The 24,082-nt window shown below is 61.8% G+C and carries 16 protein-coding genes and 4 tRNA genes; 13 read left to right on the top strand and 7 right to left on the bottom strand.

Annotation, left to right across the window (positions count from 1 at the left end):
* Positions 1 to 209 precede the first annotated feature (209 nt).
* The 8 genes from ATH90_RS09870 to ATH90_RS09835 all read left to right on the top strand — a co-directional run bounded on the left by ATH90_RS09870 (position 210) and on the right by ATH90_RS09835 (position 12,092).
* Entirely contained in the window at positions 210 to 2,018 is a 1,809-nt protein-coding gene (locus ATH90_RS09870) for a di-heme-cytochrome C peroxidase (RefSeq protein WP_098466168.1), read from the top strand.
* Positions 2,015 to 3,178 (top strand): catalase family protein, encoded by a 1,164-nt coding sequence (locus ATH90_RS09865; protein ID WP_034103056.1) that lies wholly within the window; start codon positions 2,015 to 2,017, stop codon positions 3,176 to 3,178. The genes ATH90_RS09870 and ATH90_RS09865 overlap by 4 nt, the downstream gene beginning before the upstream one ends.
* Before the next feature lie 735 nt (positions 3,179 to 3,913).
* Positions 3,914 to 4,075, top strand: a complete 162-nt coding sequence (kdpF, locus tag ATH90_RS29770) for a K(+)-transporting ATPase subunit F (RefSeq protein ID WP_316249715.1) — start codon at positions 3,914 to 3,916, stop codon at positions 4,073 to 4,075.
* Positions 4,076 to 4,182: 107 nt separating this feature from the next.
* Positions 4,183 to 5,889, top strand: coding sequence for a potassium-transporting ATPase subunit KdpA (gene kdpA, locus ATH90_RS09855; protein WP_034103053.1), 1,707 nt, complete (start codon positions 4,183 to 4,185; stop codon positions 5,887 to 5,889).
* Between the two features lie 10 nt (positions 5,890 to 5,899).
* Positions 5,900 to 6,547, top strand: a complete 648-nt coding sequence (kdpC, locus tag ATH90_RS09850; RefSeq protein ID WP_034103050.1) for a K(+)-transporting ATPase subunit C — start codon at positions 5,900 to 5,902, stop codon at positions 6,545 to 6,547.
* A 3-nt stretch (positions 6,548 to 6,550) separates the two neighbouring features.
* Positions 6,551 to 8,623, top strand: a complete 2,073-nt coding sequence (kdpB, locus tag ATH90_RS09845) for a potassium-transporting ATPase subunit KdpB (RefSeq protein ID WP_034103047.1) — start codon at positions 6,551 to 6,553, stop codon at positions 8,621 to 8,623.
* Positions 8,624 to 8,733: 110 nt separating this feature from the next.
* A complete protein-coding gene (locus ATH90_RS09840; RefSeq protein WP_098466167.1) occupies positions 8,734 to 11,403 on the top strand; it encodes a sensor histidine kinase in 2,670 nt (889 codons plus the stop codon).
* Entirely contained in the window at positions 11,400 to 12,092 is a 693-nt protein-coding gene (locus tag ATH90_RS09835; protein ID WP_034103043.1) for a response regulator, read from the top strand. Before ATH90_RS09840 ends, ATH90_RS09835 begins: the two co-directional genes overlap by 4 nt.
* On the opposite strand, the gene ATH90_RS09830 is transcribed toward ATH90_RS09835, so the two are convergent.
* The 5 genes from ATH90_RS09830 to ATH90_RS09810 all read right to left on the bottom strand — a co-directional run bounded on the left by ATH90_RS09830 (position 12,052) and on the right by ATH90_RS09810 (position 17,269).
* Positions 12,052 to 13,032, bottom strand: coding sequence for a LysR substrate-binding domain-containing protein (locus tag ATH90_RS09830; RefSeq protein WP_052211072.1), 981 nt, complete (start codon positions 13,030 to 13,032; stop codon positions 12,052 to 12,054). The two genes, ATH90_RS09835 and ATH90_RS09830, sit on opposite strands and share 41 nt — an antisense overlap.
* An 83-nt stretch (positions 13,033 to 13,115) precedes the next feature.
* Entirely contained in the window at positions 13,116 to 15,125 is a 2,010-nt protein-coding gene (locus tag ATH90_RS09825) for a CocE/NonD family hydrolase (RefSeq protein ID WP_098466166.1), read from the bottom strand.
* An 84-nt stretch (positions 15,126 to 15,209) separates the two neighbouring features.
* The gene (locus tag ATH90_RS09820) at positions 15,210 to 16,793 is read right to left on the bottom strand and encodes a BCCT family transporter (protein WP_034103039.1); all 1,584 of its coding nucleotides are present in this window, start codon (positions 16,791 to 16,793) and stop codon (positions 15,210 to 15,212) included.
* Between the two features lie 304 nt (positions 16,794 to 17,097).
* Positions 17,098 to 17,174, bottom strand: a tRNA-Asp gene (locus ATH90_RS09815).
* A 19-nt stretch (positions 17,175 to 17,193) separates the two neighbouring features.
* Positions 17,194 to 17,269, bottom strand: a tRNA-Val gene (locus ATH90_RS09810).
* Between the two features lie 201 nt (positions 17,270 to 17,470).
* Here ATH90_RS09810 and ATH90_RS09805 point away from each other — a divergent pair.
* From ATH90_RS09805 to ATH90_RS09795, 3 genes are all read left to right on the top strand, one after another.
* Positions 17,471 to 17,989, top strand: coding sequence for a sigma-70 family RNA polymerase sigma factor (locus tag ATH90_RS09805; RefSeq protein WP_098466165.1), 519 nt, complete (start codon positions 17,471 to 17,473; stop codon positions 17,987 to 17,989).
* A 6-nt stretch (positions 17,990 to 17,995) separates the two neighbouring features.
* Positions 17,996 to 18,979, top strand: a complete 984-nt coding sequence (locus tag ATH90_RS09800) for a FecR family protein (protein WP_098466164.1) — start codon at positions 17,996 to 17,998, stop codon at positions 18,977 to 18,979.
* 78 nt (positions 18,980 to 19,057) lie between these two features.
* Complete coding sequence (locus ATH90_RS09795; RefSeq protein ID WP_098466163.1) at positions 19,058 to 21,490, top strand: TonB-dependent siderophore receptor; 2,433 nt, start codon at positions 19,058 to 19,060, stop codon at positions 21,488 to 21,490.
* Between the two features lie 143 nt (positions 21,491 to 21,633).
* On the opposite strand, the gene ATH90_RS09790 is transcribed toward ATH90_RS09795, so the two are convergent.
* A tRNA-Asp gene (locus ATH90_RS09790) sits at positions 21,634 to 21,710 on the bottom strand.
* A gap of 19 nt (positions 21,711 to 21,729) precedes the next feature.
* Positions 21,730 to 21,805 (bottom strand) — tRNA-Val (locus tag ATH90_RS09785).
* Positions 21,806 to 21,964: 159 nt separating this feature from the next.
* Between ATH90_RS09785 and rdgC the strand changes: the two genes are divergently transcribed.
* On the top strand, positions 21,965 to 22,885 hold the full coding sequence (gene rdgC / locus ATH90_RS09780) for a recombination-associated protein RdgC (protein WP_034103031.1): 921 nt from the start codon (positions 21,965 to 21,967) through the stop codon (positions 22,883 to 22,885).
* Between the two features lie 199 nt (positions 22,886 to 23,084).
* Complete coding sequence (locus ATH90_RS09775; RefSeq protein WP_098466162.1) at positions 23,085 to 24,050, top strand: bile acid:sodium symporter family protein; 966 nt, start codon at positions 23,085 to 23,087, stop codon at positions 24,048 to 24,050.
* Positions 24,051 to 24,082 lie beyond the last annotated feature (32 nt).

Genomic DNA, 24,082 nt, shown 5'->3' with positions numbered 1-24,082 from the left:
AAAGTCGCGAGCTTATCAGGCGGCCACGACCAATGGCTACCGGCATGTGAGCAGGAAACTTCTGATAAGTTCACGTGTTTAAAAGCATTTTCATTCATGATGGGGGCCCGCGATGGATCGTGGGACCGCCTACTACCAGGCTCATGGCCACTTGCCGCACCTGTGGCGTAGTGGCATAACAACGCGACAACTCGACAAGGATAGTTATCTTGCGCATTTTTTCCCGTGTTTTACTCCTGATATTCGTCACGGTGGCCCTATTGCTGGCCGTGGTGCTCTATTACACCGTCAACCCCAAGTTGCCCGACTACGTGCCCGTGGAACAGGTGCACTACCAGGACCAATGGAGTACCGCCGACCGCCAGACCTACTACTTCACGCCCCAGGGCACTCAAGTAAAAGGCCTGCACTACGACTGGTTCACCGCCCTGGAGCTGCCCTTTTCCGAGCAACGCTTCGCCACGCCGGAGTACTTGGCGCGCTTCGGTTTCCTGGTCGACCCCAAGCAAGTGCCTACCGCGCAGAATCCGGGCAACCTGCCCGTGGGTTTCGCCCGGCACAAGAACGCCGGCAGCAACGTTGACTACCTGGATATCACCTGCGCCGCCTGCCATACCGGCGAGCTGCATTTCAAAGGCCAGGCCCTGCGCATCGACGGTGGCTCGGCCCAGCATGTATTGCCCTCCAGTGTACCGACCCTGCGCGGCGGCAGTTTTGGCCAGGCCCTGGTTGCCAGCCTTGCCGCCACCTATTACAACCCATGGAAGTTCGAGCGCTTCGCCCGCCACGTACTGGGCGAGCGCTACGACGCGGAACACAAACACCTGCGCCAGGACTTCAAGCAGTCACTCAATCAGTTTCTGAAAGTGGCCTGGAACGATACCCACCGCGGCCTCTACCCCACCGAAGAAGGCCCCGGCCGCACGGACGCCTTTGGCCGGATCGCCAACGCCAGCTTTGGCGACGCCATTTCCCCGGACAATTATCGCGTCGCCAATGCACCCGTGGACTACCCGCACTTGTGGGATATCTGGACCTTCGACTGGGTGCAATGGAACGGCTCGGCCCAGCAACCCATGGCCCGCAACATCGGTGAAGCCCTGGGTGTAGGCGCGACACTGACCTTTTTCGACGCCGCCGGCCAGCCGCTCCAGGGCGATGCGCGCTACCCGTCCAGCGTGCGCGTGCGCGACCTCAATCTCATCGAAGAAACCCTGCAACGGCTCAAGCCGCCGACCTGGCCCGAGGCCCTGTTCGGCGCCATTGACAAACCCCTTGCAGCCCAGGGCCGCGCCCTGTTCAGCGAAAACTGCGCCGGTTGCCACGTGCCCAGCGTGACCCAGGAAAACGGTCGTCCAGTGCAGCAGCTGAAAATGCTGCCGGTGGACTACATGGGCACCGACCCGGGCACCGCCAGCAACATTGCCGACCAACGCTACGACCTCAGCGCGCTGCAGTGGGACCCGGCAGAACTGGCCAGGCTCAATGTCGAACTGCACCCGACACCGACGGAACCCTTGGACCTGAAGAAAATGTCCGTGGCCAAGGGCCTCGCCTACGTCACCGCCTTCGTCGAAGAGCATGCCTACCGCGCCGCGGGCGTGACCCCGGCCGAACGTCCGCGCCTGGACGGCTACGGCCTACCCATCGGCGTGCGTGAATTGCGCGCCTACAAAGCGCGGCCGCTGGCCGGCGTGTGGGCAACACCACCGTTCCTGCATAACGGCTCGGTGCCGACGATCTATCAGTTGCTCTCGCCCCAGGACGAGCGCAGCACCACCTTCTATAAAGGCACGTTCAATTACGACCCGCGCCATCTCGGCTTCGAGACCGCGTCGTTCAAGAATGCCTTCCTGTTCGATACCCGTATCACCGGCAACCACAACAGCGGCCACGAATTCCGTGCAGGCGCTCGTGGCAACGGCGTCATCGGCCGTGGCCTGCTGCCGCAGGAACGCTGGGCGCTGCTGGAATACCTCAAAGTGCTGGGCGGCCCGCTGGAGCAACAACTGCCATGATGATTCGATCCCGATACGACCAACCCTCCCTGCTCGCCCGCCTCTGGCTGCGCATCGGCGCGTTTCTCGGCAAGACTCTACTGTGGCTGGTAGGCCTCGGCCTGCTCGGTTGGCTGGCCGCTACCGCCTGGTACGCCTGGCAACACAGCGGACCGGTATCGCCGAATGAGCAGATCCCGCCAGGCGAAGCGGCGATGACCCAGGGCATTATCCAGACAGCGGTGCGCATCGTTGACCAGCATCGCGAAGGCACCCGCTACCTGCGCGATGCCCACGCCAAGGCGCATGGTTGCGTGAAGGCCGACGTCAGCGTGCTGGCCGATCTCGACCCGGCGCTGCGCCAGGGCGTGTTTGCCGAGCCGGGCAAGACCTGGCAGGCGCTGATCCGACTGTCCAATGGCAACGCCTATCCGCAGTTCGACAGCATTCGTGACGCACGGGGCATGGCGCTCAAGCTGCTGGACGTACCGGGCAAGCAATTGCTGGCCGACCAGCAGGCGCGCACGGAACAGGACTTCGTGATGTTCAGCCACCCGAACTTCTTTGTCAGCGATGTGGCGGAATATGCGCAGAACATCGGCGCGCAAGCGGATGGCAAGAAAGTGCTGGCGTTCTTCCCCAAGGCCGACCCGCGCACCTGGCAGGTACGCCACTTGTTCATCGCCCTGGCCACCTTGGCGCCAGCACCGGCGAGCCCTACACAGACTACGTATTTTTCGGTCTCGCCCTACAAGTTCGGTGCCGCCAACGCCAAGTTCCGTGTCGCGCCTGACCCGCAAAGCTGCCCGGAGTATGTGTTGCCCAAACAGAACCAGGACCTGCCGAATTTTCTGCGTAGTGCTTTGAGCCAGCAACTGTCTACCGACCGTGTACCGGCGTGTTTTGTGTTGCAGATCCAGCGGCAGAACCCGCAGAAGTTCATGCCCATCGAAGACACCAGCATCGAGTGGAAAGAGAGCGATGCGCCCTACGAGAGCGTGGCCAAGGTGCGTATCCCGGCGCAGGACTTCGACACGCCCGAGCAGAACCTGGCGTGCGATAACCAGTCGTTCAATCCGTGGTTTGGGGTGGGGGAGCATCGGCCGATCGGGGGGATCAATCGGTTGCGCAAGGCGGTGTATGAGGCGGTCAGCGACTATCGGCATAGTCGTAACTTGTAGTTTTTGGAGGCACACCTATCCGTTATCTGGGGGATGGCGGGTAGGGTTTGCGCTCTTGAAGCGGCGCACTTTTGAACAGCCGAGATGCCGGCCCAGTCACCCCGACACGCAGTGTGTCCGAGATCCAGCGCACAAGCGCGGCGGCCTTGAAACCGACCGGTTACTGAGCATCGAACTCGGTCAAAGCCAGCTCTCACAGAGCAGCCATCTGCGGCGCACACCCAGCCGTTTTTGCAATACACCACTCAGGCTGCCGTGCTTGTGGTCTTGATCGCAGGTGCCCTTCAAACAGGCTGGGCTTCCGGCTTTTCCACACTAACCTGCCGTCAAGGCGGGACCGTAAGCGGCCATCACCCAACTAACGGGCAGCCCCCCACGTAAAGAACCCGTATAAATCGCTCATTCCCCATAACGATTACGTCGTCCCTATTGAGCAACTAACCCTCCACGCTCTACCGTCACCTCCTACCCCCAACACCCGTAGGAAGTCATCGTGGAAAGTTCAACTCTAGGCATGGTCGTCCTGTCAATGATTGCGCTCTTCGGCACGGCTGCGTTTTGCTTCGAACACCTTGCCACCCGCAGCGAGAAGAAAAAGAAGGCCAAGTAAGCGGCGCGTCAAACATCAGCAGCACCCCAGTTTCAAAGGGATACCCGGGCGGCGGGCTATCCCTTTTTTTGTTTGTCGGGCAACACTTTATCTCTATGCCGTCTTAATACCGACCCGCGCAATCAGTGTCCGGACTTGATACCCGAGCGCTTAACCTCCCCGGCTTATTCATCAAGGGGAGTTTCACCGTGTTCACACTGACCTTCATTTACATCGCCAGCGGCTTATGTGCTGTCGGGCTGTTCGCTTACTTGGGCTACGCCCTCATTCGTGCTGAAAAGTTCTAGGGAGTTGGCCATGTACGACCTGATGTTTATCGGCCTCTGCCTGATGTTTTTTGCAGCGACTGCCATGGCCATCGTCGCCATGGGCAAGATTTGAACGGAGCCACGACATGTTAAGCACTTTGCTGGAATTTACGTTGGTCCTGGGGTTGATGACCGGGCTCGCCGTGCTGATGGGCAAGTGGCTGGCCCGGGTGTTCACCGGGGTTCACCACGCCCTGCCGGAACGTTGTACCTATCGCCTGCTGGGTATTGACCCACGCGAGACCATGGGCTGGGCCCGCTACGGCTCAGCGTTGTTGCTGGCGAATGCGGCGATGATGCTGCTCGGCTATGTGGTCCTGCGCCTGCAGGCAGTGATGCCGATCAATCCCCTGGGGCTCGCCGCACAAACACCGGACCTGGCGTTCAACACCGCCGCCTCCTTTATTACCAACACCAACTGGCAGGCGTACTCGGGTGAAACCAGCCTGTCGAACTTCAGCCAAATGGCGGTCATCACCTTTCTGATGTTTGTCGGCGCCACCTCTGGCGTGGTCGCGGCTGCGGGCTTCATCCGCGGATTGAGTCGTTCCAGTTCGGCCGATATCGGCAACTTCTGGGTCGACTTCACGCGCACGCTTTACCGTGTGATGCTGCCAGTGTGTGTCGGCATGGCGTTGGTCTATGTGTGGCAGGGCATGCCGCAGACCTTTGCGTCCCAGGCCCTGGCCACTACGCTGGAGGGCGCGCAGCAACAGTTGATCGTCGGCGCAGTCGCCAGCTTTGAATCGATCAAGCATATCGGCACCAATGGCGGCGGCTTCTTCAGCATGAACGCTGCACACCCGTTCGAAAACCCGACGCCACTGACCAACATCCTGCACATCCTCAGCATGCTGCTGATTCCCTCAGCGCTGACCTACACCTTCGGCAGCATGCTCTTGCAACGCCGTCAGGGCTGGGTGTTTTTCGGTACCTTCCTGGTGATGTTCATCGGCTTTCTCGCGCTGGTGTACGGTGCCGAGCAAAGTGGCAACCCGCTGCTGACCCAGGCCGGCGCAAACCAGGCCCTGTCGCTGGAACAAAGCGGCGGCAATATGGAAGGCAAGGAACTGCGCTTCGGTATCGCCGACAGCAGCCTCTTCATCGCGACCACCACAGCGGCAACCACCGGTTCGGTCAACGCCATGCACGACTCGCTGACCCCCATGGGAGGCTTCGTGCCCTTGGCGCAGATGATGCTCAACTGCGTGTTCGGCGGCGACGGCGTGGGCTTTATCAACCTGATCCAGTACGCCCTGCTGACGGTGTTCCTGGTGGGCATGATGATCGGCCGCAGCCCGGAATTCCTCGGCAAGAAGATCGAGGCCCGAGAGATGAAACTGGTGATGCTCTCGGTACTCGCGCACCCCATCAGCATCCTTGGTTTCACAGCCCTCGCCGCCCTGTGGCCGGACACCCTGGCGAGCCTCAACAACCTCGGCCCACACGGTTTCAGCGAAGTGCTTTACGCCTACACCTCCGGCACCGCCAACAACGGTTCGGCCTTTGCCGGGTTGAATGCCAACACGCCGTTTTTCAATACCACCATCGGCCTGGCGATGTTGATCGGGCGCTTCTTCACCATGCTGCCGATGCTGGCCGTGGCCGGTTCCCTGGCGATGAAAAAGACCGTGCCTGCCGGTGCCGGCACCATCCCGACCGCCACACCATTGTTCATGCTGCTGGTGGTGTTCGTGGTGTTGGTGGTCGGTGGCCTGACCTTCCTGCCGGCGCTCGCGCTCGGTCCGCTGGTAGAGCAACTGCAGTTGCTGTCCGGCCAGACGTACAACTGAGGACATGTGGATGACAACGCAATCGATATTTAAAGGGCTGTTGCGCCCGGTGCTGGTTTCGGCGGTGTTTTTCATGCTGCTGACGGGGCTGGCGTACCCGGCTTTCACCACCGTTGCCGCCCAGCTGTTGTTCCCGTTTCAGGCCCGCGGTTCATTGATTGAACACGACGGGCGGGTGATCGGTTCAACCCTGATTGGCCAACACTTCACCCAACCCGCGTACTTCCATGGCCGCCCGAGCATGACCCTCGGGGCCGACCCGCAGGACCCAAGCAAGAGCATCTCGCAGCCCTACAACGCAGGTTCCAGCGGCGCCAGCAACCTAGGCCCGACCAGCCAGAAACTGGTAGACCAGGTCGCCGCGCGGGCGCAGGCCTATCGCCAGGAAAACGCCCTCGCCGCCGATGCCCCCGTGCCAGTCGATGCGGTGACCGCTTCCGCCTCCGGCCTTGACCCGCATATCTCGGTGGCCAACGCTCGCCTGCAACTGGCACGGGTGGCTCGCCTGCGGCACCTCCCGGAACCCGAACTGCTGCAACTGCTCAGCGAGCACACCAGCGCCCGCACCTTGGGGCTGCTCGGCGAGCCACGGGTCAATGTACTGCAACTCAACCTGGCGCTGGATGCTCGTCAGCCCGCCATCGCGGTCAGTGAGTAAGAGATGATGAAGAACGCCCGTCTACCCCTGTTCGACCGACGCATCCTGCTCACTGCCGGTCTCGATGCGCTGAAGAAACTGCTGCCCCAGGCCCAATGGAAAAACCCGGTGATGTTCGTGGTGTACCTGGGCAGCATCCTCACCACCCTGCTGTGGCTGCAGTCCCTGGGCGGCCAGGGTGAAGCACCCAGTGGTTTCATCCTCAGCATCACGTTATGGCTGTGGTTCACGGTACTGTTCGCCAACTTCGCCGAGGCCCTGGCCGAAGGTCGCAGCCGGGCCCAGGCTGCCAGCCTGCGAGGCATGAAGCGCCAGACCCTGGCCAAATTGCTGCAGCAACCCCGTCACGGCAGCGCATGGCTGCCGTTGGAAGCCAGCCAATTGCGCAAGGACAACGTGGTATTGATCGAGGCCGGCGACTTGGTGCCGCTGGATGGCGTGGTGATTGAAGGAGTCGCGTCGGTGGATGAAAGTGCAATCACCGGCGAGTCGGCCCCGGTGATCCGCGAGGCCGGGGGCGACTTTTCCTCGGTCACCGGTGGTACGCGCGTGCTGTCGGACTGGCTGGTGGTGCGCATCAGCGTCAACCCCGGCGAATCCTTCCTGGACCGTATGATCTCGATGGTCGAGTCAGCCAAGCGGCAGAAGACCCCCAATGAAGTCGCGTTGACGATTTTACTGGTGGGCCTGACCCTGCTGTTCCTGCTGGTGATTGCCACGCTGAGCCCCTACTCGATTTTCGCCGTGGCCATGAGCGGCAGCGGCAGCGTGATCAGTGCCACGGTATTGGTGGCGTTGCTGGTGTGCCTGATCCCCACCACCATCGGCGGCCTGCTTTCGGCCATCGGCGTGGCGGGCATGAGCCGGATGATGTCAGCGAACGTGATCGCTACCTCAGGCCGCGCGGTCGAGGCAGCGGGGGATGTCGACGTGCTGCTGCTGGACAAGACCGGCACCATCACGTTGGGCAACCGCCAGGCCAGCCACTTTTTGCCGGCACCGGGCGTGAAGGAAGCCGATCTGGCCGACGCTGCGCAACTCGCCTCGCTGGCCGACGAAACCCCTGAAGGCCGCAGCATCGTGGTGCTGGCCAAGCAGAAGTTCGATATCCGCGCGCGGGACATCAACGCATTGGGCGCAAGCTTTGTGCACTTCACCGCGCAAACTCGCATGAGCGGCGTCGACCTGCCCCAGGGCCGGGCGATTCGCAAGGGCGCAGCAGATGCGATTCGCAGCCATATTGAAGCTCTGGGTGGGAGTTTCCCGGCAGCGCTGCAGGCAAAAGTCGACGAAGTCTCGCGTCGCGGCAGTACCCCACTGGTGGTGTCGGACGGTGCTAAGGCACTCGGCGTGGTCGAGCTCAAGGACGTGGTCAAGGGCGGCATCAAGGAGCGCTTCGCCGAGCTGCGACGCATGGGCATCAAGACCGTGATGATCACCGGCGACAACCGCCTGACCGCCGCCGCCATCGCCGTCGAGGCCGGTGTGGATGACTTCCTCGCCGAGGCGCGCCCGGAAGACAAGCTGCAATTGATCCGCGACTACCAGGCACAGGGCAAGCTCGTGGCCATGACCGGCGATGGCACCAACGATGCGCCAGCGCTGGCCCAGGCTGACGTGGCAGTGGCGATGAACAGCGGGACCCAGGCGGCGAAAGAGGCTGGGAACATGGTCGACCTCGACAGCAACCCGACCAAGCTGATCGAAGTGGTCGAGGTGGGCAAACAGATGCTGATGACCCGTGGCGCCCTCACCACCTTCAGCGTGGCCAATGATGTGGCGAAGTACTTCGCAATCATTCCGGCGGCGTTTGTGGCCACCTATCCACAGCTCGGCGCCCTGAACGTGATGCACCTCGGCAGCCCTAACTCAGCGATCCTCAGCGCAGTGATTTTCAACGCATTGATCATCATCGCGCTGATTCCACTGGCCTTGCGCGGGGTGACCTACCGGGCGATCGGCGCGGCGGCGTTGCTCAACCGCAACCTGCTCGTCTATGGCGTGGGCGGAGTGCTGGTGCCGTTTGCCGGGATCAAGCTGATCGACATGCTGCTGACGGGGCTGGGCCTGGTGTAACACCGCGCGCTGTGGCCTCGGCTTGCCGGCGATGGCGTCCTCCAGGGCCTCATCTTCGGCAAGCCGATGCCTAAAAGGACTTTGAACGGCTTCGACATACAGGCAGGTTTATGGCAACTATCAAAAGACTCGACGTCCCACCCGACGAACGCCCCGACCCCGACGCCCTGCTCGCCTGGGTCCAGCAGGAAGAACAGGCCGCCTTGCGCGGCAAACTGCGTATCTACTTTGGCTCCAACGCAGGCGTGGGCAAGACCTGCGCCATGCTCGCGGCGGCGCAACGTGCAGTCACGCAGGGCCGCGACGTACTGGCGGGCGTGGTAGAAACCCATGGCCGCGCGGAGACGGCTGATCTACTCCATGGCCTGGAGCAATTGCCCCGCGCCGCCCTCTTGCACCGCGAGTTCCCACTCGAAGAGTTCGACCTCGACGCCGCACTGCACAGGCATCCCGCTGTCGTGCTGGTCGACGAACTCGCCCACAGCAATGCCCCTGGTTCACGCCACCCCAAACGCTGGCAGGATGTCGAAGAATTGCTGGGCGCTGGCATCGACGTGTGGACCACGCTCAATGTCCAGCACCTTGAAAGCTTGAATGACTTGGTCAGCGGGATCATCGGTATTCGCGTACGTGAAACCGTACCGGATCACGTGTTCGACAACGCCCACGAAGTGGTGGTGATCGACCTGCCCCCCGATGATCTGCTGCAACGCCTCAAGGATGGCAAGGTGTACCTGGGCCCTGCGGCGGCGCGCGCGTCGCGGCACTTCTTCCGCAAGGGCAACTTGCTGGCCTTGCGCGAGCTGGCCTTGCGACGCACCGCCGACCGTGTCGACATGCAGATGCGCACCTACCGCCGCGAACGCTCGATCAATACGCTGTGGCCGGCCCGCGAGCGTTTGCTGGTGGGCGTAGCCGGCGACAGCGGCGATGAGCGACTGGTGCGGGAAGCCGCGCGCCTGGCCCAAAAACTCGAAGCCGACTGGATCGTGGTGCATGTGGCCACGCAGCAAGGGCACGGCGCCAAGCGTTACCTGACCGCCATGAAAACCCTGGCCCTGGCCAGTGAGTTCGGTGCCGACACTGCGACGCTGCCGGGCATGGACGTGGCCGAAGCCCTGGCCGCCTGTGCCCGCGAGCACAACGCCAATCGCCTGGTACTCGGCCATCACCCGCGCCAGGCGTGGCGGCTGTGGCACCAATCGGTCAGTGATCGGATCAGCCGACATCATCCGCAAATCGACCAGATCGTGATTGCCCACGGGGTACTGCCGGGCAAACCGCCTGTGATCGAAAAACCCGCACCGCAACCCGGTACACGGCTGGCCTACCTCTGGGCCAGCCTCGCCTGTTTCGCTGCCAGCGCCATCGCTGCGCTGCTGCTCCAGGTGTTCGACTTGGCCAACGTGGTCATGGTGTTTTTGCTGACTGTCGTGCTGGTGGCCTTGCGCTACGGACGCGGCCCCGGCGTGTGGGCCGCCATGCTTGCGGTGCTGTGTTTCGACTTTTTTTTCGTGCAGCCGCGCTACTCGTTCACCGTCAACGACACGCAATATTTCTTCACCTTTGCACTGATGCTCGGCATCGCCCTGATCACCGGGCAACTCACCGCCCGCCTGCGCCATGAGGCCCGAACCGCCGCTGCTCGGGAACGCCGGGCGACCTCGTTGGCCCGCCTGGCCCGCGACCTGTCGGCGGCGCTGACGGTGGAGCAAATCAGCGAAGTGGCATTGCGCACCTTCAGCGGCGTTTTCGAGGCGCGTGTCGGCCTGGCACTGCCAGACGCCGCCGATGGCGTGCACAGTGTCGCCGGAGGCGGGCTGCCGATTGACGACAGTATCGCCCAATGGACCTACGACCATGGCCAGGCCGCCGGTCACGGCACCGACACGCTGTCGGCAGCTCAGGGCTGCTACTTGCCGCTGAAAGCACCGATGCGTGTACGTGGCGTGCTGGTGCTGGAACTCGCCCAGAGCGAGCGCCTTAACGATCCGCAGGAGCGCCGCCTGCTGGAGGCGTGCATGAGCCAATTGGCGATCGCTCTGGAGCGGGTGCACTTCGTCGAAGTCGCCCAGAGCACCCTGGTGCAGATGGAGGGTGAAAAAATGCGCAACACCCTGCTGGCCGCCATTTCCCACGACCTGCGTACACCGCTGACCACCCTGATCGGCGCCGCCGACACCGCCCTGCCCCACGCCCCGCCCGGCCCATTGGCCGAGCTGCTGCAGGGCATTCACGAACAAGCCACGTCGATGCAGCGCCTGATCGAAAACCTGCTGGACATGGCACGCATGCAAGAGCGCGGCGTGCGCCTGAACCGCCAATGGCACTCCCTGGAAGAGATCGTCGGCAGCGCACTGCGCCAGTTGCGTGAACCGCTGGCGCGACACGTCGTGCACACCAGGCTGAGCGCGCATTTGCCACTGGTGGAGGTTGACGCGCTGATGATCGAACGGGTGCTGGTCAACCTCCTGGACAATGCGGCCAAGTACACGCCGCCCGGCACGGCCATTACCGTCAGCGCCGACAAGACGGCGGGCAGCATCGTGCTGGAGGTCAGCGATACCGGCCCCGGCTACGCGCCGACCCATCTGTTCGAACCCTTTGCACGCGGCCAGCAGGAGTCGTCCATCACGGGCATCGGCCTGGGCCTGGCACTGGCCAAACGCATCGTCGAGGCACACGGCGGCCATATTGAAACCAGCCCCGGCCACCAAAGCGGCATGCATTTCATCATCACGCTACCGGCGGGTAGCCCGCCCTCCATGGAACCCCTATGAGCACTGCACGTATTTTGATTGTCGAGGACGAAGCCAATATTCGCCGCTTTGTCGGGATCGCCTTGCAGGATGAAGGCTTTCAGGTGTTCGAGGCCGACAGCGTCAAACGCGCCTTGATTCACGCCGCGAGCCGCCAACCTGACGTGGTGATCGTCGACCTTGGCCTGCCGGATGGCGACGGCAAACAACTGATCAGCGAACTGCGTGGCTGGCTGTCGGTGCCGATTGTGGTGCTGTCGGCCCGTGATCGCGAAGAAGAGAAAGTCGCCGCCCTGGATGCAGGTGCCGATGACTACCTGACCAAACCTTTCGGCGTGCCCGAGTTGCTCGCACGCATCCGTGCCCAACTGCGCCGGCATGGACAGACCGGTAACGTGGTAGCCACCAGCAAGGTGGCATTCGGCGAAATCGAAGTTGACCTGGCGACCCATGAAGTGTCACGCCAAGGCCACTCAGTGCACCTGACGCCCATCGAATACCGCTTGCTCTGCGCCATGATTCGCGGCCAAAGCAGGGTGCTGACACACCGGCAGTTACTCCTGGAAGTCTGGGGGCTGGATTACGTCGACCGCGCGCATTACCTGCGCGTGCACATGGCGCATTTACGGCAAAAACTCGAGGCGAACCCTGCCCAGCCACAGCATTTCATTACCGAACTGCAAGTGGGTTACCGGCTGGTGGGTGTGTAGGCTCGGGCTCATGGCTGTTCATGCGACCGCCATGGGCGAGCAACCATTGGCGAAAACTGCGCACCGCCAAGGGCGGGTTGCGATGATGGGGTTGCATCAAATGCAGGCGGCCGCGGCTATGCATGGTGTGGGGCAAGGCCATTTGCAGGCGGCCGGACGCGAGGTCGTCCTCCAGCAGACTCTTCCAGCCCAACGCGACACCATGCCCCATCACCGCCGACTGCATCAGCAGTTGATAACTGTTGGTACGCAGCGCATGACGCGGGGTGTAGTAGTCGGCGCCGGCGTCAGCGAACCAGTCGGTCCAGGTCAGCCAGTCGTGATAATGGTCCTCGACAATCAACAAGGTGTGAGCGTGCAACAGGTGTTGCAGGTCGCGAATCGGACCGTGACGCTCGACGTAGCCGGGACTGCATACGGTAATGACCTGCTCGCTATCGAACACTGGCGACAACTCCAGGCCGTGTGGTGCCGGCAGGTCATCCAGGTGATAGAACAGGCCCAGGTCATATTCGCTGACGTCCAGGTGGCTGGGGCTTTCGCTGCACAGGATACGGATATCCAGATCCGGGTGTTCGCGCTGGAACTGTGGCAACAGACCGGCGAGCCAGATCGAACTGATGGTGGGGGTGCTGGCCAGGGTCAACTGGCGATCGGCGCCGCGACGGCGCAACTCGGCGGACTCGCGGTCGAGTTCGCGCAACAGGCGTTGGATGGTACGGAAGTAACGCACACCGGCGGGCGTCAGGCTCAAGCCCTGGGCCAGCCGATAAAACAGTGGGCGCGCCAGGTCTTCCTCGAGGCGCTTGACCTGGCGGCTGACGGCACTCTGGGTCAGGTTCAGTTCATGGGCCGCCTGGGTGAAGCTCAAATGACGGGCCGCCGCCTCGAAGGTCTGCAGGCAGTTGAGGGGTGGAAGATCGACGTTTCGGCGCGACATGGGCAGTTCCATTGGCAGTCACGGGCTCAGGTTTCCCCAGGCCCGCAGAGATCACGTTGGCAGGCATCCTGCCATTTGCCCGCTCACAGTGCGACCCTCGCCACGCGTTTGCTCCATTGCCGGCGGTGCTCCAGCTGTCCGTTTTCCCAGGCGGTCTGCTCCGCGTCGATGTAGAACCACTCGGCATCGGCGTGCACGCTCAAGCGACTCTCCACCTCTACCGCCCACTGATCGCGGCCAACTCGGTAGTGCCATTCGATATCAGCACGCGTCGACAGCGGATCCCAGGGCAGGGTGCGATATTGCTCGGTGCAACGCTGATCCACCGACAGGCCATGGTCGGTAAAACGCACCGCGCCCAGGTCATCTTCGATCTTCACGCAGACGGCACCGCTGCCCACGTCTTCGACCAGGGTGCGTTTCGGCGCGGCGGCGCGCAGTACTTCCAGGTTGGCCGGAGGCGCCGATTGTGGCGCTTCGAACGGACACGCCACCGCTTCGCCCTTGAACACCGGCAGTTGCAGGCTTTGCAGGGTCGGCAGCAAGGTCAGGGTGGTCAACTCGCGGCTCGGCCACAACAGCGGGAAACTCGCGGTGCTCAGGGCCAGGCGCAAACGGTAGCCGGCGGGCAGGCGCATGCCAATATGGTCGAGGTTTAATTGCACGTCCATCGGCTCATCCGGAACTACAGGTGTTACATAGGAAACATCCTCTCGAAGCGTGAGATTGAGCACGCCATAGCTGATCTGCGTGACCTGCCCATCCGGAGCCACTGCATTCAACCGGGCGATCAATTGACCACAGGATGTGTCACTCGCCACCCGCAGCTTGAGGCGCGCGTCGCCCAGCAGTGCCAGAGGTTCGGTCAACGGTTGAGAGTCAAAGCACAGCGAGTGGGCATCATCGCGACGCTGATCCGTCGGGCCATCGGGGCCAAACCAGATCGCGCAATATTCGCCCTGATGCAGCCCGGTATTCAGCGGCGAGCAAATGCTGCGCGGCGTGACCAGAAGGTCCGCGCCCGCATTGAGGCCGTGTTCGCCGAGGCTGAAATCAGTCCATTGCACCTGCGGATCCGGCCAGCCGGCCGTCTGCACCCAGATGCCCGGCCGTTCGGCATAACTGCCCTTTGGCGGCAGAACATCCTGTAGGTAAAAAGTACAGGCGGCGTCATCCATCACCCCATTATCGATGCCCTTGAGCCAGTGATCCCACCAGCGTTTGGCTTCTTGCAGAAAACCGATGGCCGGATTAGGCACAGCGAAATGCGGGTACTTGTGGATCCATGGACCGATCATGGCCTTCTTCGGCCCCGGCAGATTTTCCATCAGGCGCGAAACGGTATTGCGGTAGGCATCGCCCCACCCGCCCACGGCATAGACCGCGGCCTTGATCTGCGCGTAGTCCTCGCACACTGAGCCATGGCGCCAGTAGTCATCGCGGGTCTGATGCTGCAGCCACGTTTCGGCAAGCAACGGCATGGCGTCCAGACGTTGGTGCCAGAGGGTTTTCCAGTCATCGCCGACCAACAAGGGATCGGGCACGGCAGCGCTGAAGTTGAGCATGGTGGCGGCCCAACCGAAGTTTTCCATCAGCAGGTTGCCGCCTTTGTAATGGATGTCGTCAGCAAAGCGGTCATCGGTGGAGCACAGGGTAATGATTGCCTTCAGCGCCTCGGGCTGGCGTGCCGCGACTTGCAGGCCATTGAAGCCGCCCCAGGAGATGCCCATCATGCCGACGTTGCCATCGCACCAGGGTTGCTGGCATAGCCAGTCGATCACCTCGAGGGCATCCTCCTGTTCCTGCAGCAGGTATTCATCGGCCATCAGCCCCCGGGATTCGCCGTTGCCGCGCATATCGACGCGTACGCACACATAGCCCTGCCCCGCCATCCACGGGTGGGTCAACGCATCGCGCACAGCCGTGCCATCGCGTTTGCGGTACGGCAGGTACTCCAGGATTGCCGGGAAGGTCTGCAGGCCGGCAACTTCTGGCAGCCAGATGCGGGCGGCCAGTTGGGTGCCGTCTTTGAGGGGGATAAGGCAGTGCTCGATTTCGCGGACCTTGTAGGCAAACTCGGTAACGATTTCCATCGGTAACTCCAAACACGTTCATTGCGAACAAACAGCTCCCCTGCGCCCGGACGGGAGCGCGGGGAGACACACAGGGTGTGGCGCCTAGCGGGCGAATTCCGCGACGGGCCTGGCGCCACTCGGCTCGGGCTCAGTCGCCGGCCCGACGGTTTTCACAGTGAGCAGCGCCGGGTTCTTCAGCCAAAAGATGAGTGAGGTACTGGCCAGCAACACCAGGATCATTCCCGGCAAGCCACCGAGGTTGGAGAGCATCTTCACGCCGTCGATGCCCACGAACGCGACCATCACCCACGACACCGAGCCGATGATCAGGCCCCAGATGATCTTCAGCAGCGGGTTGCCGTCGAGGTCGGAATCAGCCGTCACGCCTTTGCTGCACAGGTTGGCAATCACGTCGGTGCTGGAGTCGGCCGCGGTGACGAAAGAGATGAACGCCACGAACAGCAGGAACGCGATCATCAGGCCACTGGCCGGCAATTGCTGGAACATCTGGTAAAGCACGTGCTCCACACCCTGCTCGTTCAGCACACGGTTGAGGCTGCCATCACCCAGCGCATCGAAGTACAGGCTGGTGCCGGAGAAAATGCAGATCCACACCGCGGTGAACAACGCCGGGTAGAACATGTTGATATGGATGAATTCGCGCACGGTGTAACCACGGCCGATCTTGCCGAGGAACAGCGCACTCACGGGCGCCCAGGCAAACCACACCGACCAGTAGAACACCGTCCAGCTATGCGGCCAGGTGTCGCCGCTGGCAGCGCCGGTGAACAGGCTGCGGCTGAAGAAGGTGTCAAGGTACACGCCAAGGGATTCGACGCCGAGGCTGAACATGTACAAGGTCGGCCCGCACAGCAGCACGAACAACCCCAGGGCCAGCATGATCCAGGTGTTGAACGATGACAGCATTACAATACCTTTCTGCAGACCGCTGGCGGCCGACGCGACAAAGGTGATGACGATGATTGCAATGATGATGGCCAGGCGGAACGGCGTGGTTTCCCCACCGATGTACTGGGCCAGGCCACCGGCCAGGGTCAGCGCGCCCGTGCCCAGGGACGAGGCCATGCCGGCCACCAGGGCGAACATCGCCAGGGTATCGATCAGCCCCGCGTAGCGCTTGACGCGCGCCTCGCCCAATAGCGGCTCGAGCATGGCGCCGATGGAGAAGTGGCTGCGACGGTTATAGAACACCAGCGCAAACACCAGCGAGGGCACCAGGTAGATGGCGTAGGGGGTGATGGTCCAGTGCAGGAACATCGTCGACATGGCAAAGCTCTTGGCCGCCGAACTGCCCGCCTGGATGGGCTGGCTGGTGGGTGGGCCGTACAGGTGATAGAGCGGTTCAGCCGTGGTCCAGAACAGCACACCCACCGCCAGCGTGGTGCACAGCGCCACCATGAACCAACGCCATTTGCTCAGCAACGGCTGGGCGTCTTCACCGCCTATGCGCACCTTGCCCAGCGCAGAGAAGTAGACGATGGCGGTCAGTACCACCATGGCAAACGAGCCAGCGCTGAACAGCCATGAGAAGTTTTTCAGGATCAGGTTGTTCAGTTGTTTGCTGACTGCAAGGAATGCATTCAGGTCGATGTAGCTGACAATCACCGCCGCCAGCAGGATCAGGAAAGTTGGCCAGAACACCAACGGACGCAGTGGATATTTCATCTAGAGCCATTCCCCTTGCAGACTATTTTTATGTGAATGAGCGGGTACGGCAGCATCCTGCTGCCAGTCACTCGCCTGGAAGTCTTCGCGTGGCTATAGATAACCGTTTAAGCGGCCGAGGGCGCAATCAACCAATCTGCATGGGGGTATTCCCTCACGTCATGGCGCACCAGCACAGTTCAGGACGAACATGCAGTGCACAACGGCAAGGCACCGGGAGGCTAAATCGCGGACGAAAAAAAGCCCGCTCAATGAGCGGGCTTCCTGTGGTGACCTGGCGTTCAGCGTTCCAGGTTACCGAATATGGCGCAGCGGACGGGACTCGAACCCGCGACCCCCGGCGTGACAGGCCGGTATTCTAACCGACTGAACTACCGCTGCGCGTAACACTTGAAGCGAATGGTGGGTGATGACGGGATCGAACCGCCGACCCTCTGCTTGTAAGGCAGATGCTCTCCCAGCTGAGCTAATCACCCTTCACTTTCGGTGTGGGCGGCATCATACACCAAAAATCCGCAATGTCTTGATTTAAATGCAATTTATTTGAAATATTTTCTCGTCATGGGTAAACCCCCATAAAAACGGGCTCCTGCCCCCTTAAACGCGAGTCTATTGCGTTTACCATCGGCTTGGCCGCACAATTAAAAACCATTCTCAATAACGCCTGAGCCACGCCTATGCCTGTGGGTGAACCGCCATTTCAACGGGAAATTACCCAGCTCTACAGCGAGCATCATGGCTGGCTGCTCACCTGGCTGCGACGCAAACTGGGCTGCCGACACAATGCTGCCGACCTGGCGCAGGATACGTTTGCACGCATCCTGAATGCGCGCGAATCCGTCGCCGGCATCCGCGAACCCCGAGCGTATTTGAGCACCACGGCCAGGCGCCTGCTCATCGACCAGGCGCGGCGCAAGCAGATAGAACAGGCTTACCTGCAGGCATTGGCCCTCACGGTTGACGCACTCGAGGGGTTTCAGTCCCCGGAGCAGATCCACACCACCCTCGAGGCCCTCGAACAGATCGCGTTTATCCTGGAAGGCATGCACGAGTATTCACGCCAGGCCTTCGTGCTGTATTACCTCGAAGAAATGACCCAACAGCAAATCGCCCGGCAACTCAACCTGTCGGAACGCACCGTGCGCAAATACCTGATCCAGGCGCTCATGCACTGCGGCCACAGTATGGACACTTGACTGAGCATGCCGGACACCCACCAGCAGATCGAAGAACAAGCCGCCGAATGGCTGCTGCGCCTGCACGACGGCGAACTGAACGAGGCCCAGCGACGGGCGTTCGAGTGCTGGAAACAGCAAGGCCCGCATCACGCCGCGGCTGCCGCCCGAATGGAAGCGGTCATTTCCAGCCTGCAGGCCTTGCGCGGCAAAAAAGCCCCGGCACGGGCGGCATTGAGCGCCGCGTTTGCGCGGCCCAAAAACCGTCGCGGCAAGAACGCCGTGCGCACACTGGTATTGGCGTGCAGCCTGGCAATTCCTGCAACGGCATGGCTGGCCAGCCCTTACCCGCCACAGTGGATGGCCGACGTGCGCAACGGCCCGGGCCAATGGCAAACCCTGCAACTGGCGGATGGCTCAACGCTGACCTTCAACGGTATCAGCGCGGCAAACCTGCATTTCGATGGCAAGCAGCGCCGCATCGAACTGCTGCAAGGCGAAATCCTGGTGGAGGTGGCCCACGACCGCACGCGGCCGTTTGTCGTGCAGACGCCTCAAGGCACGCTGCGTGCACTGGGCACACGGTTTGTGGTCAAGCGTGACGGTGATGTCACGGTGCTGAGCATGCTCGAGTCCCGCGTGGCCGCCCACAGCGCCAACGGCGAGCAAACGCTGGAAGTCGACGCAGGCTCGCAGGCCAGGATGCGCTCGGATGACGTACGCCTGACCGGCACTGTCGACCCGAGCAGTATCAACGAGGCGTGGCGCCGCCATCAGTTGGTGGTGGAGAACCGGCCGTTACCCGAAGTGCTGGACGAAATCGCCCGGCATCGCGCCGGCCGCGTGCAATTTGATCGGCGCGCGCTGCAAGACCTGCGAGTGTCTGCCGTCATCCCGCTGGACAACAGCGACCATGCCTTGCAACTACTGGCGCAAACGCTACCGATCCACCTGCAGGCCTTTACCCCATGGCTGATCGTGGTAAGCCCGGAGCCACGGCCCAATAAATAATTATTCGCATTTGCTTCCGGTTTTTTCGAGGCTGCCCGTCAAGGAAGGTAATTCGACACATAAAGGACTGCCTTCACCATGCACACCCCTGCCTACCCGCGCGGACGCTTTCGGCTACTGAAAAGCGCGCCGCTGTCCCTGGCGCTGCTCACTGCCACCCCATTGCACATCAGCCTGGCCCTGGCAGACGCCACCAGCATCACCACCCGGACCTACGACATTCCAGCCGGGCCGCTGGGCAGCTCGCTCAACCGCTTTGCCCAGCAGGCAGGCGTGGCCATCGTGTTCCAGTCCCAGGAACTGGAAGGCCGCAAAGCACGAGGTTTGAAAGGCACCTACACACTCCAGGACGGTTTCGACAGCTTGCTGCAGGGCAGCGGCTACCGCGCGGTAAGAGGCGATCAGGTCTATGCGCTGCAACCTGCCCCCACCACCGGCGACGGCACCATGGAGCTAAGCCCGACCCAGGTCAGCGGTAACCAGCTCGGTAACGTCACCGAAGGCACCGGCTCCTATACGCCCGGCACAATCGCGACCTCGACCCGGCTGGTGCTGACGCCCAAGGAAACCCCGCAGTCAGTCTCGGTGGTCACCCGCCAGCACATGGATGATTTCGGCCTGAACAACGTCGACGACGTGATGCGCCACACACCCGGCATCACCGTTTCAGCCTTCGACACCGAGCGTACCAACTACTATGCCCGGGGCTTTTCCATCAACAACTTCCAGTACGACGGCATCCCGTCCACGGCGCGCAACGTCGCCTATTCGGCGGGCAACACCCTGAGCGACATGGCGATCTACGACCGTGTCGAAGTGCTCAAGGGTGCCACTGGCCTGCTCACCGGTGCCGGCTCGTTGGGCGCGACGATCAACCTGGTGCGCAAGAAGCCCACCGCAGACTTCCAGGGGCACGCGACCCTCGGTGCCGGCTCCTGGGACAACTACCGCAGCGAGCTGGATGTCAGCGGCCCGATGACCGAAAGCGGCAACGTCCGTGGCCGGGCCGTGGCGGCCTACCAGGACAAGCATTCCTTCATGGATCACTACTCGCGCCAGAGCCCGACCTACTACGGCATCATGGAGTTCGACCTGTCACCCGATACCCTGCTGACCGTAGGCGGCGACTATCAGGACACCTTGCCAAAAGGCTCTTCATGGTCGGGCAGTTTCCCGCTGATCAACGCCCGAGGCGACAGCAATAGCGTCAAGCGCTCATTCAACAACGCTGCCGACTGGAGCAGTTGGGAGCAATACACCCGCACCGTATTTGCCATGCTCGAACACGACCTGGGCAATGGCTGGGTGACCAAGCTGCAACTGGATCACAAAATCAACGGCTACCACGCCTTGATGGGCTCGATCCAGGGCGACCAGCCGCAACCGGACGGCACCGCGCAACTCACCTCCGGCAAGTACACCGGGGAAACCGTCAGCGATTCCGCCGACCTGTACGTGAGCGGCCCATTCAGCCTGGGCGGTCGCGAACATGAACTGGTGATGGGCGGCTCCATCAGCGCCTCGGAATGGAAAGGCAAAGGCTATTGGAACCTCTCCCCGAATATCGTCGACTTCAACAACTGGCGCGGCCACGCCGCGATACCCGACTGGGGCCAGGCGCAATCGCTGACCGATGACACCGTGCGCCAGACAGGCGCCTATGTGACCACGCGCCTGAACCTCGCCGACGACCTCAAGCTGCTGCTGGGTGGCCGCGTGGTCAACTACCAGGTGACGGGCTACAACCCCAACTACCGTGAGTCCGGGCGTTTCGTCCCTTACATCGGTGCCGTGTACGACCTCAACGACACGTACTCGGTGTACGCCAGCTACACCGACATCTTCATGCCGCAGGAGAATTACAACCGCGACCGCGACAACAAGCTGCTTGAGCCGGATGAAGGCCAGAACTGGGAGCTGGGCCTGAAAGCCGACTTCCTCGACGGTCGGGTCAACGCGAGCGCAGCCTACTTCGAAATCCATGAATCCAATCGCGCACTGTCGGATGACCAGTACAACAACCAGACGCCCATCCCGAACAACTACGCCTACAAGAGCAGCAAGGCCGTCACCAAGGGTTACGAGCTGGAAATGTCCGGCGAGATCGCGCCTGGCTGGCAACTCCAGGCCGGCTACACCCACAAGGTGGTGCGCGACGACAAGGACGAGAAGATCTCCACCTTCGAACCTGAAGACCAGGTCAAGCTGTTCACCACCTACACACTCAAGGGCAACCTGGACAAGTTGACCGTCGGCGGTGGTGTGCGCTGGCAGAGCGTGGGCTGGCAGGACATCTACAACAACCCGCGCAAGCAATACGAAGAGTTCTCCCAGGACGCCTATTGGCTGGTGGACCTGATGACCAAGTATCAGGTCACCCAGAACCTGTCGGCCACGCTGAACGTCAACAACCTGTTCGACAAGCACTACTACACCAACATCGGCTTCTATAACTCCGCCGCTTACGGCGAGCCGCGCAACTTCATGGTGACCACTCGCTGGGATTTCTAGATTCCCAATAAAAAACGCCGCCGATCATCGGAAATGATCGGCGGCGTTTTTTCGGCTTGTGCAAAGCCCAGACAGCAAAAAGCCCGCTCAATGAGCGGGCTTTCTGTGGTGACCTGGCGTTCAGTGTTCCAGGTTACCGAATATGGCGCAGCGGACGGGACTCGAACCCGCGACCCCCGGCGTGACAGGCCGGTATTCTAACCGACTGAACTACCGCTGCGCGTAACACTTGAAGCGAATGGTGGGTGATGACGGGATCGAACCGCCGACCCTCTGCTTGTAAGGCAGATGCTCTCCCAGCTGAGCTAATCACCCTTCGTTTCGGTGTGGCGCGCATTCTACGGAGCGACCCTGGGTCTGGCAAGCACTTTCTTAAATCTTTTTTTTGATAGCTTCCAATGGCTTAGGCAGGGTTGGCCTGAGACGTTATCAAGAGAATAATGCCCCCCTTTGTATAGAGGAGAGACTCACCCCATGTGGTTCAAGAACCTGCTTATCTATCGCCTGACCCAAGATCTGCCTGTTGATGCCGAGGCGTTGGAAGCGGCCATGGCCACCAAACTGGCGCGCCCTTGTGCCAGCCAGGAGTTGACCACGTACGGTTTCGTCGCCCCCTTCGGTAAGGGTGAAGACGCTCCCCTGGTTCACGTCAGCGGTGACTTCCTGCTGATCGCCGCGCGCAAGGAAGAACGCATCCTGCCGGGCAGCGTGGTACGTGACGCGCTCAAGGAGAAAGTCGAAGAGATCGAGGCCGAGCAAATGCGCAAGGTCTATAAGAAAGAACGCGACCAGATCAAGGATGAAATCATCCAGGCCTTCCTGCCACGCGCCTTTATCCGTCGTTCGTCGACCTTCGCCGCCATCGCGCCGAAGCAGGGCCTAATCCTGGTCAACTCCGCCAGCCCGAAACGCGCCGAAGACCTGCTGTCGACCCTGCGTGAAGTGATCGGCACCCTGCCGGTTCGCCCACTGACCGTGAAGACCGCACCGACAGCGATCATGACCGACTGGGTTACCACCCAGAAGCCGGCCGATGACTTCTTCGTCCTCGACGAATGCGAGCTGCGCGACACCCACGAAGACGGTGGCATCGTGCGCTGCAAGCGCCAGGACCTGACCGGCGAAGAAATCCAGTTGCACTTGACCACCGGCAAAGTCGTGACCCAACTGTCCCTGGCCTGGCAGGACAAGCTGTCCTTCATGCTCGACGACAAGATGACCGTCAAGCGCCTGAAGTTCGAAGACCTGCTGCAAGACCAGGCGGAACAGGACGGCGGTGAAGAAGCCCTGGGCCAACTGGATGCGAGCTTTACCCTGATGATGCTGACGTTTGGTGATTTTATCCCTGCGCTGGTCGAAGCACTCGGCGGTGAAGAGACCCCACAGGGTATCTAAGCAACACAGCTCCCAAGTGGGCACAGTCAGTGTGTGAGCGGGCTTGTGTGGGAGCCGGGCTTGCCCGCGATGCAGGCACCTCGGTCTTCAGTTGAACCGAGTTGATGCTATCGCAGGCAAGCCAGCTCCCACACAAGCCCGCGCCCACATTGGATCCGGTTTCCAATCCGACCACCTCTCTAATAACAAGGACACCCCCATGCGCGCACTCGCCGCCTTGAGCCGCTTCGTCGGCAACACCTTCGCTTACTGGGTGTTGATTTTTGCCGTCGTCGCCTTCCTCGAACCCGGCTGGTTCATCGGCCTCAAAAGCGCCATCGTCCCGTTGCTGGGCCTGGTGATGTTCGGCATGGGGCTGACCCTCAAACTCGATGACTTCGCCGAAGTCGCCCGTCATCCATGGCGGGTGGCGTTGGGCGTGGTGGCGCACTTTGTGATCATGCCGGGCGTGGCATGGCTTTTGTGCAAGGCATTCCATCTCCCCCCGGAAATCGCTGTCGGCGTGATCCTGGTCGGTTGCTGCCCAAGCGGCACCTCGTCCAACGTGATGACCTGGCTGGCCCGAGGCGACCTGGCGTTGTCGGTGGCCATCGCCGCCGTCACCACCCTCCTCGCCCCACTGCTCACCCCGGCGCTGATCTGGCTACTGGCCTCGGCCTGGCTGCCGGTTTCGTTCATGGAGTTGTTCTGGTCGATCCTGCAAGTGGTGCTGCTGCCGATCGTGCTCGGCGTACTGGCGCAACGCGTGCTCGGTGATCGGGTTCGCCATGCGGTCGAGGTGCTGCCACTGGTGTCGGTGGTGAGCATCGTGATCATCGTTGCGGCGGTGGTTGCCGCCAGCCAGGCGAAGATCGCCGAGTCAGGCCTGTTGATCATGGCCGTGGTGATGCTGCACAACAGCTTCGGCTACCTGCTGGGTTACTTCACCGGTCGCGTGTTCAAGCTGCCGCTGGCGCAGCGCAAGTCGCTGGCGCTGGAAGTGGGCATGCAGAACTCCGGGCTGGGTGCCGCGTTGGCCAGTGCACATTTTTCACCACTGGCGGCGGTACCGAGTGCGCTGTTCAGTGTCTGGCACAACATTTCCGGTGCATTGCTGTCGACTTACTTCCGCCGCATGAGCGAAAAGGAAGACCGTCGCGTCCTCGAGAACACGCCACAAACTTGATCAGCCGAGCACTTTTCGGCACTCTACCGAGC

The organism is Pseudomonas lurida (genome assembly GCF_002563895.1).
GTDB classification, from domain to species: Bacteria; Pseudomonadota; Gammaproteobacteria; order Pseudomonadales; family Pseudomonadaceae; genus Aquipseudomonas; species Aquipseudomonas lurida.
This window is presented reverse-complemented; position numbering and strand designations above follow the sequence as displayed.

Coding starts and splice junctions, on each gene's coding strand:
- ATH90_RS09865 (WP_034103056.1), top strand. CDS start 2,015: ATGATGATTCGATCCCGATACGACCAACCCTCCCTGCTCGCCCGCCTC.
- kdpA (WP_034103053.1), top strand. CDS start 4,183: ATGTTAAGCACTTTGCTGGAATTTACGTTGGTCCTGGGGTTGATGACC.
- kdpC (WP_034103050.1), top strand. CDS start 5,900: ATGACAACGCAATCGATATTTAAAGGGCTGTTGCGCCCGGTGCTGGTT.
- kdpB (WP_034103047.1), top strand. CDS start 6,551: ATGATGAAGAACGCCCGTCTACCCCTGTTCGACCGACGCATCCTGCTC.
- ATH90_RS09840 (WP_098466167.1), top strand. CDS start 8,734: ATGGCAACTATCAAAAGACTCGACGTCCCACCCGACGAACGCCCCGAC.
- ATH90_RS09835 (WP_034103043.1), top strand. CDS start 11,400: ATGAGCACTGCACGTATTTTGATTGTCGAGGACGAAGCCAATATTCGC.
- ATH90_RS09830 (WP_052211072.1), bottom strand. CDS start 13,032: ATGTCGCGCCGAAACGTCGATCTTCCACCCCTCAACTGCCTGCAGACC.
- ATH90_RS09825 (WP_098466166.1), bottom strand. CDS start 15,125: ATGGAAATCGTTACCGAGTTTGCCTACAAGGTCCGCGAAATCGAGCAC.
- ATH90_RS09820 (WP_034103039.1), bottom strand. CDS start 16,793: ATGAAATATCCACTGCGTCCGTTGGTGTTCTGGCCAACTTTCCTGATC.
- ATH90_RS09805 (WP_098466165.1), top strand. CDS start 17,471: ATGCCTGTGGGTGAACCGCCATTTCAACGGGAAATTACCCAGCTCTAC.
- ATH90_RS09800 (WP_098466164.1), top strand. CDS start 17,996: ATGCCGGACACCCACCAGCAGATCGAAGAACAAGCCGCCGAATGGCTG.
- ATH90_RS09795 (WP_098466163.1), top strand. CDS start 19,058: ATGCACACCCCTGCCTACCCGCGCGGACGCTTTCGGCTACTGAAAAGC.
- rdgC (WP_034103031.1), top strand. CDS start 21,965: ATGTGGTTCAAGAACCTGCTTATCTATCGCCTGACCCAAGATCTGCCT.
- ATH90_RS09775 (WP_098466162.1), top strand. CDS start 23,085: ATGCGCGCACTCGCCGCCTTGAGCCGCTTCGTCGGCAACACCTTCGCT.